General features: G+C 52.8%; 15 protein-coding genes and 1 tRNA gene. 10 read left to right on the top strand and 6 right to left on the bottom strand.

Annotated elements, in window-relative coordinates; all coding sequences use genetic code 11:
* Positions 1 to 379 precede the first annotated feature (379 nt).
* The 5 genes from ACYX34_RS06085 (at position 380) to ACYX34_RS06065 (ending at position 3148) form a co-directional block, all read left to right on the top strand.
* Positions 380 to 604: a hypothetical protein gene (locus ACYX34_RS06085; RefSeq protein ID WP_462075662.1), complete on the top strand. Its 225-nt coding sequence runs from the start codon at positions 380 to 382 to the stop codon at positions 602 to 604.
* A 318-nt stretch (positions 605 to 922) separates the two neighbouring features.
* A complete protein-coding gene (locus ACYX34_RS06080; protein WP_462075661.1) occupies positions 923 to 1273 on the top strand; it encodes a fibronectin type III domain-containing protein in 351 nt (116 codons plus the stop codon).
* Between the two features lie 222 nt (positions 1274 to 1495).
* A tRNA-Arg gene (locus ACYX34_RS06075) sits at positions 1496 to 1571 on the top strand.
* 319 nt (positions 1572 to 1890) lie between these two features.
* Positions 1891 to 2196 (top strand): hypothetical protein, encoded by a 306-nt coding sequence (locus tag ACYX34_RS06070; RefSeq protein WP_462075660.1) that lies wholly within the window; start codon positions 1891 to 1893, stop codon positions 2194 to 2196.
* Positions 2197 to 2536: 340 nt separating this feature from the next.
* Positions 2537 to 3148, top strand: coding sequence for a hypothetical protein (locus ACYX34_RS06065; RefSeq protein ID WP_462075659.1), 612 nt, complete (start codon positions 2537 to 2539; stop codon positions 3146 to 3148).
* Between the two features lie 74 nt (positions 3149 to 3222).
* Here the strand turns inward: ACYX34_RS06065 and ACYX34_RS06060 are convergent, their stop codons facing one another.
* Both ACYX34_RS06060 and ACYX34_RS06055 read right to left on the bottom strand, forming a co-directional pair.
* On the bottom strand, positions 3223 to 3609 hold the full coding sequence (locus ACYX34_RS06060) for a transposase (protein WP_462075658.1): 387 nt from the start codon (positions 3607 to 3609) through the stop codon (positions 3223 to 3225).
* A 679-nt stretch (positions 3610 to 4288) separates the two neighbouring features.
* Complete coding sequence (locus ACYX34_RS06055; RefSeq protein ID WP_462075657.1) at positions 4289 to 5560, bottom strand: ammonium transporter family protein; 1272 nt, start codon at positions 5558 to 5560, stop codon at positions 4289 to 4291.
* 397 nt (positions 5561 to 5957) lie between these two features.
* On the opposite strand from ACYX34_RS06055, the gene ACYX34_RS06050 reads away from it, so the two are divergent.
* The 5 genes from ACYX34_RS06050 (at position 5958) to ACYX34_RS06030 (ending at position 10660) form a co-directional block, all read left to right on the top strand.
* A complete protein-coding gene (locus ACYX34_RS06050) occupies positions 5958 to 6926 on the top strand; it encodes a FlgO family outer membrane protein (protein ID WP_462075656.1) in 969 nt (322 codons plus the stop codon).
* A gap of 10 nt (positions 6927 to 6936) precedes the next feature.
* Positions 6937 to 7737 (top strand): bifunctional hydroxymethylpyrimidine kinase/phosphomethylpyrimidine kinase, encoded by an 801-nt coding sequence (gene thiD / locus ACYX34_RS06045; RefSeq protein ID WP_462075655.1) that lies wholly within the window; start codon positions 6937 to 6939, stop codon positions 7735 to 7737.
* Between the two features lie 68 nt (positions 7738 to 7805).
* On the top strand, positions 7806 to 8582 hold the full coding sequence (locus tag ACYX34_RS06040) for an alpha/beta hydrolase family protein (protein ID WP_462075654.1): 777 nt from the start codon (positions 7806 to 7808) through the stop codon (positions 8580 to 8582).
* A gap of 297 nt (positions 8583 to 8879) precedes the next feature.
* Positions 8880 to 9290: a hypothetical protein gene (locus ACYX34_RS06035; protein WP_462075653.1), complete on the top strand. Its 411-nt coding sequence runs from the start codon at positions 8880 to 8882 to the stop codon at positions 9288 to 9290.
* Between the two features lie 290 nt (positions 9291 to 9580).
* Positions 9581 to 10660: a type IV pilus twitching motility protein PilT gene (locus tag ACYX34_RS06030; protein WP_462075652.1), complete on the top strand. Its 1080-nt coding sequence runs from the start codon at positions 9581 to 9583 to the stop codon at positions 10658 to 10660.
* Positions 10661 to 10715: 55 nt separating this feature from the next.
* Here ACYX34_RS06030 and ACYX34_RS06025 read toward each other — a convergent pair whose 3' ends face one another.
* The 4 genes from ACYX34_RS06025 to ACYX34_RS06010 all read right to left on the bottom strand — a co-directional run bounded on the left by ACYX34_RS06025 (position 10716) and on the right by ACYX34_RS06010 (position 14822).
* Complete coding sequence (locus ACYX34_RS06025; RefSeq protein WP_462075651.1) at positions 10716 to 11408, bottom strand: hypothetical protein; 693 nt, start codon at positions 11406 to 11408, stop codon at positions 10716 to 10718.
* Between the two features lie 92 nt (positions 11409 to 11500).
* A complete protein-coding gene (locus tag ACYX34_RS06020; protein ID WP_462075650.1) occupies positions 11501 to 11824 on the bottom strand; it encodes a hypothetical protein in 324 nt (107 codons plus the stop codon).
* A 531-nt stretch (positions 11825 to 12355) separates the two neighbouring features.
* Positions 12356 to 13342 carry an SGNH/GDSL hydrolase family protein gene (locus ACYX34_RS06015; RefSeq protein WP_462075649.1) on the bottom strand — a complete coding sequence of 329 codons (987 nt, stop codon included), beginning with the start codon at positions 13340 to 13342 and terminating at the stop codon, positions 12356 to 12358.
* A 109-nt stretch (positions 13343 to 13451) separates the two neighbouring features.
* Complete coding sequence (locus tag ACYX34_RS06010) at positions 13452 to 14822, bottom strand: MBOAT family O-acyltransferase (protein ID WP_462075648.1); 1371 nt, start codon at positions 14820 to 14822, stop codon at positions 13452 to 13454.
* Between the last annotated feature and the right edge of the window lie 567 nt (positions 14823 to 15389).

Below are 15389 nucleotides of genomic sequence, written 5' to 3'. Positions count from 1 at the left end.
CATATAGTATTTCAACTAACGTGCATCGATCCAGGGGTGAAAGACCAGGAACCCTCCGCTCACTCGAAGCCACCGATTGGCTACCCTGTGCCAATTCATACTGGGCTTAAGAATATTCATCCGTCGCGGCAGCCCCTACTATCCTCCATGAACTGAGGCGGTTTAGCTCGATCACGGCTATTCTGCTACAGCTAGCTGTAGGGAATTCCCTTCGAGCTTACATGAGAAAAAATCTCTAACCTACTGATTCATCGCTGCTCTTTGTCTCATGTGAGAAATAGTCAGGAGCGGCATTACCTTTGCTGTATACCTGACTCAAGTGCCAATGAATGGCACACATTCTTCTAAACTCTTAAAGGGGGTTCCTATAATGAAGAGCATGTTGATGGCAGTGATGGCAGTCGCAGTGGCAATCACCTTCAGCGCACCAGCCTTCGCTGGCGAGAAGAAGGAAGAGAAGAAGAGCGGCCATGTTGTGATGGCTGAAGAGAAGAAGGACAAGAAGGGTGGCCATATGGACATCTATGGCGACAAGAAGGAAGAGAAGAAGGGCGGCCATGCCGACACCTTCGGCGATGACAAGAAGGACAAAGGCGGCAAGTAAGTTTCAGCTTGCTGATGCTGGATTGAGGGGCTTCCTACTCCGTAGGAAGCCCCTCGTCGTTTTCAGGTGAGCAGTCCAGGCTCTTCCTAACAATGGTCGGTACAAGGTATGGAGTATGGACAGATTTTGACGTAATCGTACAAAATTGACTTCTACTCGATAACCTCCATCCGAGTCGCCATAGGCGCCCACTCCCACTCATCAATATTTCAAACAGGTTCCGCAGATCCCTTTCCGCATAGACGCCGGTACAAAGCTTGCGGAAGGTAAGGGCCAAGTCAACTCACACCACCATCTCAGTTGACAACGGAGGCCAAGATGATCATGACTCGCTCCTATCATCTGCTTCTCGGTGTCGTACTGCTCATTCTGACAGCCTGTGCAGCGGCTGATCCTTCTCTCGACACAAATATCTCACCGTATAATACCCGAACCGCGATGCTTTCTTGGGATCCAAATCCCGGAGCGGATCTCGCCGGATACAAGATCTATCTTACAACGGCATCAGGGAGCTATGGGACGCCAATTGCTACGACATCCACGGATACCACCTCTTACACCGTCACTGGTCTGGCACCCAACACTGCCTATTTCTTCGTCGTCACCGCCTTCACCACGGATGGGACTGAAAGTACCTTCTCAAACGAAGCAAGTACGATCATCTCTTAACCAACTGGGGCACCCCAGCTTGCAGACTTTTCTGCTACCCATCACTTGACCCTTCCTCATGGAGAACTGTATAACCACTAGCTCTAACAAGTGCTGAGACGAACATGCTGTGTGCTGAGACATGCGTCATTCAAGTGGGCGATCTCTGAATGAGAGCTGCCATGTTGAAACCGACGGAGTAACCGAGAACTCCGCACTCAACCCTCATCACTACCCTCATATGCGCCCGTAGCTCAATGGATAGAGCATCTGACTACGGATCAGAAGGTTACAGGTTCAAGTCCTGTCGGGCGCACCATTCCAAGCCCTGAATCGTTTCTCACGCCTCGCTGACGAATCAGGTCCTACCACTTGCTGCCCTGCCTGGGGCACCACACCCACCCGGCTTTTTTCGCTGGTCTCGTATCAACAGCTCCAGCAGTTTGCTTAAAACTTGATTCGTGTGCTTCGACTAACTCAGCATGAACGGCAATCCTCCGTAAATTCAACGTGCAATTGTCGCAACCCATAACGGACATGCTAATACGGAAACAGCAATTCACGAATTGGAGCAAGCAGACGTTCCTATCGAAACGCGCTCGATCGTCGGCAGAGATTGTCACAGCGAGGGACATGTGATGGGACATGACAAACACGGGTACGCATATAAAGCAGTGGAGGAAGTTCGGCATACAGAGGGAGTGAACGTCCCGAAAATGTTCCCCAGTGTGCCATTGCGAAGCCTGGTCTTGGGTGGGCGCCTTAGCCCGATCGAAGGCGCCGTGATGGCAGAAGGGCTCAGGGCCATCGAGGCAGAGCTGTTCAGCATCGGGATCCTGAAGGATAGCGTGTTGCAGTATGAAACAGCTATCAAGTCCAAGCAGCCTCTGTTGATCGCCCAGAGAACGGCGGAAGAGGCTCCGCTTCATAGAGTCCACTATTGACGACCAAGGTCACGCTGAGGTATAGGGACAGCCTGAGTGAGGCAGTGGTGGAAGCAAGCGGGATGCAAGGAATTATCGGTGTCATTAGGGAAGAGGATTGCAGGGATGTCCTCAGACTTGAAGCAGGTGCATTCCTCATTCGAGAGTCTTCTGTCTATTTTGACGCCTCATCTGGACCTTTTAGACGAGTTGTACAGTTGTACCGATGAACCAGTACCGATGGGACTAAGACATGAATACTAAAAACACTTTCTACGAGATAGCGCCTCGGCTATCTCGCGCAGTTGCTGGCCTCAATACGTTACAACAGTGGTGGCAGAACGCTGACGGATCGAGGAGCATGCGACTATTAAGCCGACACGTGCTTCTCTCTGCTTTTCTGCTCGGGTCTGACCTCATGATGGGTTGTTCCACGGTGGTTGTTCCCCTGGCTCCTGGGGATGCAGCAATTCTAGGCTCTGGTCAGGGATTAGTTTTTGGACATATGCATGTCACAGTCAACGAGAAAAGCCGGACATCGGAAGTCGTCCTGCCATCCGATATGCAGTGGCTTCTATCTAAAAACGGTGAGGGGAAATCGATCACAATCGATGCGCTTCCGATCGATGGACACTTTGCATTCACATTGCCGGCTGGCACATATCGACTCTTGAGTACTAATCTCGATGTTACGCAAGGAGTGTGGCAAGCGGTGCTCCCCGCCACCTTTACAGTTCAGTCTGGTGCCTGTACCTACGTCGGGAATATGGATCTGGACCTCCAGAAAGACTCTTTCGCAGGATCAATGACGCGACGTGTTTCCAATCAACTGGCACGGGACGCGGAATACCTTCGAAAATTTTTGGGCAACAAGTCGTGTCCTCTTCTGAAGACATCCTTGCCCCCAGCCCTCGACGCAGAGTCGGACTTGATTGATCGAGTCGAGGGCACAGAGTTGACCTCCCCGCCGTAATGATGCGCGAAGGAGCGAATGCCGCAGACGTTGGACCTGCTCTAGCATATGCTGTCAATTTGACCTCTACCCTTTTACAATGCTGGCAAATTTAAGAATTCCAACTGAATTAATGTGCACCAACATTTAAGCTGTCTTAGCAGCTGTTGATGGCTGCCGTTATTGAAGCGCCATTGGCATTCCCTCAGAAACCAAGTAGATCTGTCTGGCGTGAAACCATTGAACTGACGCAGGTGCCGCTTCGCTTTGCTCCAGAATTTCTCACTTCCATTGATGTGATGTCCTCGCTTCGTCACAAACACAGTGCTGTGGTCTACGCGTTGGCGATGAAATTCTGAGACGTCTAGCCCAGCGCACACCGTGAAACTGTCCATATAACGGATGGTGTGCGGCGATACTTGTTCCTGAATGATCGGCAGAGGCGTGCTTGATTTGGCAATGGTAATAGTCTCGGTAAACACCTCCCATCTCGCTTTAATCGACCACAAACTGACACTTTCTCCCCTGGGGCCGTCAATCCAGCAACAAACAAATCCATGCGCCGCCTTTGCTGCTTCTCACGTAGACGGTCCCGCCGAACAGAGATCATTGGCTTAAGCTACCCTTCTCAGAGCGCTTGAGCTATGCCGGCACCGGAGGTATGTTCATCAGCCCGGTGACGATTCGAGTGAAAAACGGCTTACCGTTTTGACTCCAGGCGTGTCTGCAACTGCAATTGAGCGTGAGGGGAATTGCAAGCACTATTGCGGACTAAAAAAATAACTGACTTCCAGACTTCTCAACTATCGAGCTAGGTGCCCCCTCTGCCCGCAACTCACCGTTCCACGGTGCCAGAGTGAACAGCAGTATGACCATTGCGCCCGTAAACCTGTCTGGTCTAAAACCATAGCGGTGCGCAGTCCTGCACGCTTGCTGACATGCCGTTTTCAATACAAGCGCTACGGAGGAGTTGATAATGGTATCCACGAGGCAGCCAGCCTCTATACCATTCCTTCGTTGGCGGCAGGAATAATCTTCCACACGTCCGAAAGGGCTAGCTCTGCACTAAGCATCGTACAAGGTTCAGGGCGATGGCGGGAGGTCTAGCTTCCCAGACCTCCCACCATGTCATTCACAGGCAATCAAAAAAGACCCTGACGCTCACGTGCGAACGGCGGTCCGAGAAAGAATTTCTTTCTGCAAGGCGTCGATATCGGCCTTGGCTCCAAGCGCCAGTTCCTCCACCCGTCGTTCACTCTCAGGGCCTGGCACATGTGAGAATTCGTGACAATCTTCGTAGGCCTGTTCGGTGGTCCCGGTCGCTCGAATCACCGCACCGGCTATTGCGCCTCCAATGATGGCGATGCCCAGCGTCATGGCAATACCCACAAGCTGAACACCGGCAACGCCCGGCACGACCATGATCGCCATGAGTCCGCCGAGTAAACCCGGCATCCCATGAAGGTTGTGGACGCCGCACGTATCGACAAGCTTGATCTTCGATTCAAGCATAGGTTGGATAAACACATAGCCAATAACCGACAGCGCACCGGCCAGCAACCCAATCCCAAACGCACCGGTTGGGCTCACAAGGTTGCACGTCGAGCCGATCGACACCCCGCCTGCCAACGCCGCATTGGCCATATCGACCATCGATGTTTTCCCATGATGAAAATGGGTGCTGAGGAAATAAGTCGAGAGTGTAGCCCCACTCAGAGCCAGAATTGTATTCACGATAGTCTGAGGCATTTGTTCAAACGGCACAATCGCCGTCGCAAAACTCGGCCAGAACAGCCACAGCACCATCGACCCGAGCATCGCGAAGCGATCTGACGTCGGATCGGATTCAATCGGCTGACTCCGCTGCGCGGTAGTCGTCAGAACCAACGAGGCCGCGAGACCAAAGTAGGCTCCGAACGCGTGGATAACGATCGACCCAGCCGAATCCTGAAACCCTTTAGTCAACCCGGCCCCATTGTCCAACACGAGATATTCGTTCAGCGCATAGAGCGGCACCAGCAGCAACGTGAGCAGCGCATACTGAAGGACCCGCAAACGTCCCAGCACCGCCCCCATCGCGATGAGTCCCGTCGCAACGGAAAACTCAGCGTACAGGAGCGCATCGACCGTATGGGCTTTCAACTCATGCCCCACCACACCGTTGGCTCGCAATAACATATACAGAGGCAGTCCCGTTGCAACCACAAGGTAAGTACCGGTCGTCGCACCAAAGCCATAGCGGCGGACAAACACCATCAGAAATCCGAATCCCACCACCAACATGGCCAGGATGTGAATGGAATAATTATATTGCGCGACCAGACGTGCCTCACTGACAGCACCAGCTGACTCTTCGGCACTGACCCAACTCGTGAGACACAAGAGCAACAGGCTCGTTACGCTGAGCATCTTTACCCAGAAACTGTTCTGCATGGAGGCCTCCTTGAACAGTAGGAGTGAATGGGGGGAGCTATTGGGCTGGTAGTGTACTGCACTCACAAGCGCGTTTGTCAAACCCCACAGAAGGCTTGCCCACAGGCTTGGACATCCTGTGCACCAGCTCTCACTGGGGCACTGATGAAGTCGACACAAACAGGGCGAAATCGGTTCGGTAGGTGCCCTGAGCGCACCGGTCAGGCCGAGACATCACAAATCCCCCTGATCGCCATGAGGCCAGAGATTTCAGCTGCATCATGCGGTGGTACACATCCCACAACCTCCATATCCCGCCAACGGGTCACGGGAACAAGCTCCAGGAGGCTCCAAAGAATCACCGTTTTTTGTGGCCTGCTAGACACCGGCATCTCACTGAGTATAATGACAACAGTTTATGCGTATGATCGGTCCGCTGCTCCTTCTGATCGCCCTTGTCCTGCCATTTCCCTTTCCACCATCGTCATGGGCAGCAGCCAGTTACGAAGATAGCCTCAAGCAACTGGCAGAGGGTGTGACGGAAAGGGCCGCCAAGGCAAAGAAGCAACGACTCGCCGTGCTCGACTTTACCGACGCACAGGGTGAGCAAACGCCGGTCGGACGATTCCTCGCCGAAGAGCTTGGGACACAAATCATGGTGGCCGGTGAATTAACTACGGTCGACCACACCCTGCTCTCCTCGACCTTGAAAAAGATGCAACTTGAGCACATCGATCCAGCCCATGCCAAGGCCGTCCGACGCGCCGCCAAGGCCGTCCGCGCCGACGTCTTCGTATCAGGGACTTACACGGAAACACCAGAAGGGCTACAAGTCACCGTACGGCTGATCACCCCTAAGCAGGCTCAGTCTATCAGCGCCACTCGGACGATTTTCCCGAAAACCGGTCCCCTGAGCATGTTTTTTAAACAAGAAGAGCCTGCCCCCGGAACTCTGCCGGTCGAGAAGCCGAAAGAACCGACACCACCGCCCGGTCTGGGGACCCATCGAAACGACTCCTATGAGTTTGTCGTCACATCAATCGAGCGGCTGAATAGCCGGGTCAAGCTGGATGCCACCGTCGCAAATCATTCCGCTCGTGATCTCAAGCTCCTCTGTCACTTGCAAAACACGGTGTTGAAAGACGAACATGGACGTGTGTGGCATCAGACCGTTGAGCAGAACCGTGAAGGCCTCTGTACGCGAGGTATCGAACTGTCTCCTCGTCGAAAGCAGCGAGTGGTTTTCATATTCACTCAACCATCTGAAACCTCAGCTTCCGAGTTCACACTATCGTTTCACGAGCAATTACCAAGGCGCGATGCCTCATTCACGATCGATCGGTTGAAGCTGGAGCCGACTCCCAGTCAAGAAGAAGTCGTGCCTTAGAAAGCAACGCATGCCACAAGCCATCAAACAAGTACTGACGATTGCCGGATCGGATTCCGGTGGAGGGGCCGGCATTCAGGCCGATCTCAAAGCCATGTCCGCCAATGGTGTCTTCGCCATGTCGGTCATCACAGCCATCACCGCTCAAAATACCGAAGAAGTGACGGACGTGTTTGAGTTGCCACCGAGCATCATCGTCTCCCAACTCGACGCGGTCTTTGACGATTTTGATGTCGCCGCCGTGAAGACAGGAATGTTGTCGTCGAGCACCATCGTTGACATTGTCGTCAAGATGCTGACCCTTCAAAAGATCGCTGCCCTGGTCGTAGACCCGGTGATGGTCTCAAAGAGCGGTCATTCCCTGTTACAGCCGGATGCCGTCGACGCCGTGAAGACACAGTTACTCCCACTCGCCTTTGTGGTGACTCCCAACATCCATGAGGCCCAACAGTTGTCCGGAGTCCAGATCACCTCCTTAGCCGATGCGCGACGAGCCGCAAAGGTCATCCATGGGTTCGGCTGCAAGCACGTGCTGATCAAAGGAGGCCATCTGCTCAGCGAACGGGCGACGGATCTCCTCTATGACGGCCGATTCTTCAATGTCTTGAAGGGCGAGTTCATCGAGACACGCCATACTCACGGCACCGGCTGCACGTTCGCCTCTGCGCTGGCCGCTCACCTTGCCAAAGGGCGTTCCGTTTTGGATGCCGCGCAAGCGGCAAAGGACTACGTCACGCAAGCCATCCGCCATGGGTTGGCAATCGGCCACGGCCACGGACCAACTGATCATTTTTATTTCTTGGAGCGGTAGCGACAGACGTCGCCGACGATCTCGCTCTCAACTCTACCCACCCACGCCAACTCTGGTAGAATACTCGCGTGGAAGAACGGTTTTCATTTCTTGATTCCCAAGAGCATCGAGTCTCCGCGATCTTGAGCCTCCCTCCCGGAGGAACGGACAAGGTGGCCGTCTTGTGTCACGGGTTCTTGTCCTCAAAAACCAGTTCGACGAATAAGGCACTCACGCGGTTGCTGATCGACCACGGGATCGGCACCTTTTCCTTCGACTTCTTTGGACAAGGAGAAAGCGACGGTCCATTTGAGCAGATCACCACGACCCTGGGAGTGCAACAAGCACAGGCCGCCATCGATCTCATGAAGCAAAAAGGCTATCGACACATTGGATTGATGGGGTCGAGTTTCGGCGGACTGGTGTCAATTCTGACGGCCTCTCAGCGGACAGACCTGGCTTGTCTGGCACTCAAATGCCCGGTCGTCGATTTCGCGGAGGAGTTACGATTGGGGTTTGGCCCCGATGAGATGATACGATGGAAGACGACCGATACCATCCCCAATATTATGGGTGATCCTAACCGAATCAGGCTCCGCTATGTCTTTTATGAAGATGCCCTTCGCCAAATCGCCTATGATCCCGCACGATCAATCAGTGCACCGACCATCATCGTACAGGGCGACAAGGATGAGCACGTTCCGCTACATCAAAGCCGACAATTGTACGAGGCTCTACAGGGGAAGAAACATCTCGAGATGCTGCCGGGCGCAGACCACCAGTTCACAAAGGGAGAAGATTTTACTCGGATGACAACGCTCATCGCCGGATGGCTGATTCAGCACCTCTCCAGTCCTCCAGGCTAACCAATCGACCGTAGCACACGCCCTCCAACCACACATCCGCCCTCCATGGTTCCAGATCATAAGAGTTTTTCTCCCTGACCGGGGAGCTGTACCAATCGGTTCACCCAACGCGGCGATTCGTACGGGCTGGCCACCCACCGAGGCCCCGGATCGTCACTATCTGACAGAAACCACCTATAACACAGGAGTTTGACACAACCTGCTCATCCAAATTCTTCGCGAACCTCTAGCACATGGGTTGCATAACCCTAGGATTTCTATGCCGTGTCATAGCCATTTAAAAGGGAACCCATCAACATGATTGATGTTCCAAAAGCCACGGCTCTCAGCCTCGTCATGACGCTAACCATGCCCCTCTCGTGGCAGATCACAGAGGCGGCCGATGGTGTGCGTGGCCGGCATAGCCTCATCCATCGCCCACAGATTCAGCCGGCTCCAGCCCTCACACCAGCTTCTTCCGCACCCCAGCCTCAACTTCACTCGTCTTCTCCTTCACCCTCGACACCTTCACAGCCCATTCGGCGAAAAGTCGTGAGGAGACCTGCAGCACCCCTTGTGGAAGTCGCTCCAATGGATCCAGGCAATTCAGCACAGACTGATCCTCCACCACCGGACTCTCAATTCTACAATCCTGATGACGCCCCACCGGAACTAGCAATAATACCTCCACGAGAATCGCCGGAAGCAGTCAACGCCGAAGCCCGATAAGCATGGGTCAACCCCAATTCTTCACAACGGTTCGTGACGAGATCACGCATCTCGTGAAACGTCGTGCGTGAAGCGTATGTCGTGCCCGAATTCGGACACTTCACGTTTCATGCTTCACCGTCCGGCAGACTCACAGCCATCAATTCGTATCGAAGAGCGTATGACGAACATTGTCGCCGAAACCTTCATGCAGACCGCTGACGAGGAGCCTGTTCAAGATCCGAGTTTCAATTGTCGATACGTCGAGAATCCGTATACTACAACAGGAAGGACAGAGGAGACTGAGCACGATGCCTAAGATCGATGAACTCTTCCGCAAGATGATTGAGCATGGAGCCTCGGACCTGCATTTGATCGCAGGACAAGTCCCTGCCTTTCGCATCCACGGTGAACTGGAACGTCTACCAGAGCACACGCCTCTCGATAACCAAAGCCTCCATGAACTCCTCTATGAGATCACTCCAGGGCCGAAGAAGGACGTATTTGAATCCACGGGTGACGTGGACTTCGGCTATGAGATTCCAGGAGTCGCCCGTTTCCGCTCAAACTTTTTCAACCACAAGCACGGGGTCGGGGCCGTCTTTCGGAAGATTCCGACCACTATCCTCTCTGCCGAAGACCTCGCGCTGCCACCTGTGTTGACCCGTGCAGCCATGTTGCGAAAAGGGCTGGTGCTGGTCACCGGACCCACCGGTAGCGGAAAGTCCACGACACTCGCAGCCATGGTTGACTACGCGAACCGCCACAGGAAGGATCATATTCTCACCGTCGAGGACCCGATCGAATTCGTCCACCAGAGTAAGAATTGCATCGTCAACCACCGTGAAGTCGGCTTACACACCATCACGTTTGGATCTGCACTGCGGGGAGCCCTTCGGGAGGATCCCGATATCATTCTCGTCGGGGAGATGCGAGATCTCGAGACGATCGCCTTGGCCGTCGAGGCAGCGGCAACGGGGCACTTGGTATTTGGCACGCTCCATACCGAGAACGCCGCCAAAACTGTCGATCGTATCATCGAAGTTTTTCCAGCGTCCGAACAGCCACAAATTCGCAACACACTCTCCACAGCCTTGCGCGTCATCGTCGCACAGAACCTCTTCAAGCGGATCGATCAAAAGGGGCGCTGTGCGGCCTTGGAGATTTTGGTGTGCACCCCGGCCGTCAGTAATCTCATCCGAGACGCGAAAACCTTTCAGATCGCCTCGCAGATGCAGACAGGGAAGAACATCGGCATGCAGACGTTGGATGATGCGATTCAGGATCTCCTCACCAAGAAATGGATCGCCCCGGAAGAAGCCTATGAAAAGGCGATCGACAAGAATCGCTTTGCCAAACTCCTCAAGACCCCACCGGATGCACTGCAGTAGTCCTACATCGGAACCCGACCCACAAAATATCATTGAGGAACTGAGCACCCGCAGCTCAGGGCTGCTGAATTTCTTGGAGTGTAAACTGTTTCGGGAGGAGCACCGGCAGGATCACACCGATGGGGTCACCACGCTTGATCGTCGTCGGTTTGTGCAGTTGTAACAGAAAATTGGCGGTGAAGGCTTCGTAGTCAGGCAACCAGGGATACTGATTCGGCGTGCGCTTATACTCCTGTGTTTTAATCCCCTCCCAGATAGAGAACGTACGGTCTGGGTGGTGATAGAAATGGTTGGGCAGATCCTTCATCATTAAGCCGACATGTTTGGGGTAGTACAGACGGACTCCACAACAAAGCTTTGGATAGCCGCTGTTCAGAATCAAATCGACATACATGCCGGTAAAGCTCTTGTACCCGAGCAGTCGCTCTTCCGGCAGAATCGACGGCGACTGCCACTGAACTCCTGAGGCTGTACGTCGCAACTTCACGTCGACAGGACAGCGGATCAGCCAACCATAGCTCCCCACCGTCCTGACCGGCCCGCAGTCATCCGGCATCACTTTGTATCCGCTGGCGGCAAGTGCCCGCTGTTCCTCCAGCGTCATATTGCTCAACATCGGCCGGTGCGGATGGAAGTCCAACTTCAACCGCTCCGGCGGAAAAGCAGTGGAATATTCCCGCTCCCAGTAAATGACGATCTTTTCGGATAGGTCGTCCGGCTCCGGTGATTCTCGCGGCTCCTCTTCCATAGACAGTGACAGTAATCGATGATGGTAGGTCGGTACAAGAGGCTAGAGACAAACGAAAAAAAGGTACCCGAACTTCGCAGAACGTGGAGTCCTCACCGGGAGGTAACAGTAAAGGTATCCCCTGCGATGATAATCCCCTCCGTCCCATCAGCCAGCTTCACCTTGAAACCGTCATATGCTTGGCCGTGATACACCGCAACTACATTGGCTGTCTCACCGGCTTTGAGCGTCGCGATAACCTTCCCCGGCTCAATGTTCACATTCGGGTCTGGAGTAGAAGCGGCCTGCGTGATGGCGTGGACTTCCGTGGGTTGCTCGACCACAAGAATGTTCTCACGCTCACCACAACCACCAAGGAACCCAGCGCTCAAGACAAGGAACCAAGTCCATGCCAAACGATTATGACATTCTCTCACGGCATTCTACTCCACATCACCCATTGCACTTCGCATTTAACTTTTTAGCGGCACCTCTATCAGCCGACATCGCCTGCTGACGAAGATTCTGTTACATGTACATCAAATTCTGACAGTAATCGAATGGAACGAGCGAAGGCAATGGGCTATGCCATCGATAGATGGCAAGCTCCCGCACGATTCTGCCCTATAAGAATCCAAGATACAAATCCGAGCGGCAGCTCAAGCAATCCTGACAAAAACACATCTTGCAAGTGGTTAGACTTCGCTCGTACGGCCTGCGCCAGGCAGGAAGTGGTCATGATGAATCTATTTCACCTACCGCCGATGAACCACCCTCACCGGATGATGGAAACGGTATCCGACCCTATAACTGTGCCAGACGATCCTTAAGAGACGATCAGGGAAACCCCTATCTACCCAAAAGGCGCGTTGTGTGCACAAAACAAGATGCGACTCCATGCTGCTCCTCCAACAAGAACAATACTCCATCTGTCTCTCCAGCTATTCAATTGGTTTTTGTAGCCCGGGTTAGCGAACAAGGATGTGATAACTGCCATCGTGTGAATCACGGCCATTTAGAACCGCATCGGCCAACTCTTGTTGAAGACGTTGTGCAATCGGCAACCGATAGTGGAGGTTGTCCCAATAATTTGTATCTTCGCGCGTGATAGGAGAGTGCAGACGCCAATCAATAACCTTGGCACCACCCTTCTGAGCGATTTCAGCAATCTTTGCCTTGCATTCCACCTCCACAGCAGCTTCTGTTGTGCCTGGTCGCGGTTGTGCAGCAATATGAACCGGCATGAATACCAAAATCTTTACCGTGGACATTGGCAACTTCTGCAATGTTGCGTCGAGCCATTTCAGCGCGGGGAACGACAGTGCTGCTCTCTCTCCGGCCGATAGTATGGGCAAGGGCAGATCTCTGAATGTCTCTGGGTTAATATCCCCCCAGATATGCCGTCGTGCACGTTCGAAATCGTATGTGTTCTCCGGTGGTGTAAAGACCTCAAACCCGTCAAACCGAACACGTTCACGGTAGAGCCCGAGTTTATTCCCGACAAGCCTAACGGCTATCTCCGCAGTCGATTCATTGAACAGATACAGATAATCGTTCCATGGACTATCGTCATAGATCCAGTCTGGCCACCCATGTGGGTTATGGCGGACGCTGTCGGCCTGCTCGTGACACCACACCCAATCAATTCCAACGATAAGCACTTTAGGAGGACCAATACGGCGTCTGAAGTAATCGATCATTTCGTTTTGTTCCCAGGCTCGCATAGAATTCATGGCTAAGTTGGCTAGCCGTACGTTGAACCTTCGGCTGAGATAGTCAGGATCTAATAATCGTGAAGTCGACGTGCCGACTATAAGCGAATCGAATTTCTTGCTCAGCACGATTTGAGGATAGACAAAAGCCTGGCTGATGCTTACGATGCGCCTCTCAAACGGCAATGAAAATGGGATGATCCCATAGGGGTCTACCAACAAGATAAACAAGTAAACAGACACTGCAGATATTCCGAATGCAGCGAGGAAAACCTCAACAAAACGCTTCCAGGTCTCTTCTGTGTTCGTGACGCGCATTATCATTCACACCCTTGCGAACCGCGCTTCATCGTTAAAATTTAAAATAAATGAAATTTATTGGTGCCCCCTTACCAACCTCCAGTAGACAGAATACAACAAGTACTGCTGCACCAACGGCAAGAACGGGATAAGGCAATAAAAAGCGATCCTTCATCTCATGAGCCGATGGCATCAGAAGGCTCACAAGGGCCGAAAGAGCCAAGGTCAGGCCACCTTGCAACACCCCGGTATAACCATTGCCACCGATGAGAGAAGAAAGAATAGCCCCCGCAATCCCAAAGTCGCTGGAACGAAACAACACCCATCCTATGATGACAAATGCCATTGTCACAAACCAGCCTATTATTTTTGGCAAGGGATGCCCTACACATTGCCAACCTCGATGGAGAATCAGGCCACTCCCATGCCAGACCCCCCATGCAACGTATGTCCATCCAGCTCCATGCCATAACCCACACATAGACATGGCAATAACCGTCGCACATCCATACCTCAGCGGGCCATGACGGTTTCCGCCCAGCGGAATGTACAGATAATCCCGAATAAACTTTGACAGCGAGATGTGCCATCGGCGCCAGAACTCACGGATATCACTCGAGAGATATGGCCGGACAAAATTCTCCGGCAACAGAAGCCCAAACATCAGTGCCGTCCCAACCGCCATCTCTGTATAGGCTGAAAAATCAAGGAGCAGCTGGAATGAAAATCCCAATGCTGCCGACCAGGCCTCCCCGAAAGACAACATGTGTATCTGAGCCTTCTTAAAAAGTGGATCCACGATAGCCGCTAATCGATCTGCAAGTAGGACCTTTTTAACCAGGCCTACAGTAAACACGATGAACCCCGCGCTGAGCCTTTGATAGATACCTTCACGAAGTGGGTTGAGCAAGAGCTGGGGGATCAGTTCGTTATGCCGTACAATTGGACCAGCAATTAAGTGTGGGAAGACGATGACGAACAGAGCGAATACACGGAGAGGATAGATGGGTGCCTCGCCCCTTATCCGATCCACAAGGTAAGAGATGAGTTGAAACGAGAAAAAGCTAATACCGATGGGCAATACGACATTTGCACGAGGCAACTGCAACCCGCTCGCCGATTCAATCAGACTGACGAGGAAGTCTAGGTACTTAAACGTGGCAAGCGAAGTTAAATTGAGGAGAATTCCAATACGTAGTACCAGTGGTGATCCAGTACGCTCGTGCCATAACGCTAGAACCCATGTTGAGCCAATTTGACCAAGCAAGAGAGGAAGAAACCGTGCATCCCACCAGGAGTAAAACACGAGTGATGCAGCGATTAGGACCAAATGTCGCGCTCGCTCTGAATTGGCAACGGCGTAATAGCACATCGTCACCAATGGCAAGAATACGAGTACGTAGAATTGAGACTGAAACAGCATTCCTGCTAATCAGTCCTCTTAAAAATTCTTGCCGTTTTCATAAATACGAAGCATGGCCAAGCAACAGCTCCCACTGCGAGACCAACTTCGAAGGTATCATACGCGAAGACACTGAACCTGAAAAGCATCACCACCCTATCCATGGTGGACGCTGATCGCGTGCGTCATCCCACTGACCCTTGAGCGTCGCAATAGCCTTCCCTGTCTGAATGTTCATGCTTGGGTCAGAAGCAGTAGCGGCCTGGGTAGTAGCGTGCACTTCGGTGGGTTGATCGACCATCAGAATATTCACGCGCTGACCACAGCCAACTGAAATAACTGCAGTCAGAATGGCCAAAAGCCCTAAAGCACAGCGATTCAGCAATCGTCTCGTGACATATTGGCCCCAATATTTCTCCTCATATGTCTCTCAATAAATAATCCCTCCCACCACCCAGTGCCGGTCATCCGGCACATCGATCAACAATCGCGTGAGATTCATTCTGGCCAGTTGTGAACCAATCTCATCTTCAGTAAAAGCTGCCAGCAGCGAATTGTAAAAATCACGCCTCAGAACATCCGGCTCGT

The organism is Nitrospira sp. CMX1 (genome assembly GCF_054902215.1).
The sequence above is the reverse complement of the archived record's forward strand: the minus strand, read 5'-3'. Positions and strand labels throughout refer to the sequence as shown.

Bases quoted from the DNA above. Each gene is read 5' to 3' on its own strand.
- ACYX34_RS06055 (WP_462075657.1), bottom strand. From the start codon at position 5,560: ATGCAGAACAGTTTCTGGGTAAAGATGCTCAGCGTAACGAGCCTGTTG.
- ACYX34_RS06010 (WP_462075648.1), bottom strand. From the start codon at position 14,822: ATGCTGTTTCAGTCTCAATTCTACGTACTCGTATTCTTGCCATTGGTG.
- ACYX34_RS06035 (WP_462075653.1), top strand. From the start codon at position 8,880: ATGATTGATGTTCCAAAAGCCACGGCTCTCAGCCTCGTCATGACGCTA.
- ACYX34_RS06070 (WP_462075660.1), top strand. From the start codon at position 1,891: ATGGGACATGACAAACACGGGTACGCATATAAAGCAGTGGAGGAAGTT.
- ACYX34_RS06065 (WP_462075659.1), top strand. From the start codon at position 2,537: ATGCGACTATTAAGCCGACACGTGCTTCTCTCTGCTTTTCTGCTCGGG.
- thiD (WP_462075655.1), top strand. From the start codon at position 6,937: ATGCCACAAGCCATCAAACAAGTACTGACGATTGCCGGATCGGATTCC.
- ACYX34_RS06080 (WP_462075661.1), top strand. From the start codon at position 923: ATGATCATGACTCGCTCCTATCATCTGCTTCTCGGTGTCGTACTGCTC.
- ACYX34_RS06030 (WP_462075652.1), top strand. From the start codon at position 9,581: ATGCCTAAGATCGATGAACTCTTCCGCAAGATGATTGAGCATGGAGCC.
- ACYX34_RS06085 (WP_462075662.1), top strand. From the start codon at position 380: ATGTTGATGGCAGTGATGGCAGTCGCAGTGGCAATCACCTTCAGCGCA.
- ACYX34_RS06050 (WP_462075656.1), top strand. From the start codon at position 5,958: ATGCGTATGATCGGTCCGCTGCTCCTTCTGATCGCCCTTGTCCTGCCA.
- ACYX34_RS06025 (WP_462075651.1), bottom strand. From the start codon at position 11,408: ATGGAAGAGGAGCCGCGAGAATCACCGGAGCCGGACGACCTATCCGAA.